At 57.4% G+C, this 2,290-nt stretch carries 2 protein-coding genes; both read left to right on the top strand.

Annotated elements, in window-relative coordinates:
* On the top strand, positions 1-469 hold a 469-nt coding region (locus AC066S_RS38695), incomplete at its 5' end, for a hypothetical protein (RefSeq protein WP_478271906.1).
* Between the two features lie 870 nt (positions 470-1,339).
* Positions 1,340-2,098, top strand: a complete 759-nt coding sequence (locus AC066S_RS38690) for a glucose 1-dehydrogenase (protein ID WP_126262244.1) — start codon at positions 1,340-1,342, stop codon at positions 2,096-2,098.
* The last annotated feature ends 192 nt before the right edge of the window (positions 2,099-2,290 follow it).

Genomic DNA, 2,290 nt, shown 5'->3' with positions numbered 1-2,290 from the left:
AGCCTTGACGGCAGCACACCGGATCAAGCCTACTTCACCCCGCTGCCGCTCCGCACGGCAGCCTAACCCCGGCAGAGGCTCCACTTATCGACGCGGATATTCTGTTCAGACAACCGGGGCCAGCTCACACCTCGTGCCCCACGCTGAATACAAGGCTTATTGCTTGGCAGCCGAGAAACGCGCTGCCACGGTCTTTGCTCCCACGGTAGAGAGGCGCATCAAGCGGAATACCTTTGACGTCGGGCATCGCATTCCTCCTCGCTCTTGGAGTGTTTGGACGCAATCGAAGATTCAGCTAACTCATTTCACCAAGACTATTCGGTTGTTGAAGCATCCTGAAGAGACTGTGATGCGCAACTTCCAATGCGGCTCGGTGATCCGTCGGCTCATAGATCCGGTGATCGCGATCGTCTTACCGACGACGCATCCAGTTCTGCGCGTTGCACCTCAATTCTGTGCTGCAGAATGAGCTTGACGATTGTGCGTTCATTCCAGCGAAGCGTGCTCACCGACGATGACGATAACTCGGTAGGCCTCTCTATCTGTTGTCTGCAACGTTGATGCCAAGCACCTCATTGGGTGTTATAGGACCCGCTCGGCTGAAGATGTCGAATTGGAGTACGAGAAGGCCGCCGACAACCTTCGCCTCTTCTTCTGTTGCCTTCCCGCTTGTTTGATTGGCGACGCGGGATGTCGAACGTCCGACATGATCAAGCGGGGCATAAACGGATGAGGAGCTCGCATGGCTCAAAGTTGTGGGTGGCTCGACTAAGCCTTGGTAAGTCGAAACGCTATCACTGTGCATGGCCCGAAACGCATGCTAGCGGATACCCAGGTCGCGCGAGAAGGTCGGAACAGCTCCAGCAACTCTGCAAGAGTTGCGTGAGTTTGCATTCGTATCAGATTCTCGGCGCGCCGATTGCACAGGGTGGATACTCCAATTTGCAAGGCTCGGAGAACCTCATGCGTTCTGCGCCCCACTCCCGCGGCCAGCCACGAAGAGCTGCTCAGTACGTGCACCTGCGCGGAACCGGCATTGCGCCGCCCGCAGTCCACGCCCATCTTCCGGAGGAAACTCGGTCGTGAATTGTCGGGCTCAACAAGGTGGCCCAATGTCGCGATGCCAATTCAACCCTCCGACGGTACCGCCTGAGCGGCGGACGCGTGTCCACGACGTGAAATCGTTATCGAGTTGGTTTTCACGCCGAGTTGCACGGCACTACGCACAGCCTTTGGGCATCGCAGCGGGACACAGCAGATCGACCAGGGGTCGATTGACATAGTGCATAGTGGATGTCGCAAAGACCTTGCACCACCACACTGTCGAGGAAGCAAAATTATGGGACGTGTCAGCGAAAAAGTCATTCTGGTGACCGGCGGGGCTCGAGGGATGGGGGCCGCTCATGCGCGCCTGCTGGTAGCGGAGGGAGCTAAAGTCGTGATCACCGATATTCTTCGTAAAGAAGGAGAGGCTTTCGCGGCCGGCCTTGGCACATCCGCGATCTATCTGCGTCAAGACGTCGCTCAGCCAGAGGAATGGCGCCAAGCGATCGCGGCTGCGGAGAGCAAGTTTGGCGCGCTGCATGGCCTCGTCAACAATGCCGGCATAGCCAGTATTGCTCCTATCGAGCAGTTTCCGCTTGAGCAGTGGACGAAGACCCTTGCTGTCAATCTCACCGGTGTATTTTTGGGAATGCAGACTGCCCTGCCGGCCATGCGCCGCGCGGGCGGAGGCTCGATCGTCAACATCTCGTCGGTCGAGGGGCTGAGGGGTAGTGCAGGGCTTCACGCCTACGTTGCTTCCAAGTTCGGCGTGCGGGGCATAACCAAGTCCGCTGCTTTGGAGGCCGCTGCGTCTGGGGTTCGCATAAACTCAGTCCATCCGGGGTTAATCAACACTTGGATGACAAAGGACTTCGATTCTTCCAGTTTTCCCATTCCGCTTGGGCGGGCGGCCGAGCCGCCGGAAGTGTCACAGGCTGTGTTGTTCCTGCTCAGCGACGAGTCCTCTTATCTTACGGGCTCCGAAATCGTCGTCGATGGCGGTCTGACGATCGGCGTCCCGTACAAGTGTCAGGCGCCCGAAAGCATCTTCTGACTAGCAGCTGACCAATTGTCACATAAAGCAAGATCTGACGTTGCGATGTATTACAGCAGTGGGAATGGTCTGAGCCCCGCAAACTCCTCCAAGAATGGGTAGAGTCCGTCACCTCTGAGGAGATGGACCATGAAGCCAAGTCGGTTCACGGAAGAACAGATCATCGGGATTTTGCGGGAGCAGGAGGCGGGT

It is taken from the genome of Bradyrhizobium sp. CFUWI (assembly GCF_056429085.1).
This window is presented reverse-complemented; position numbering and strand designations above follow the sequence as displayed.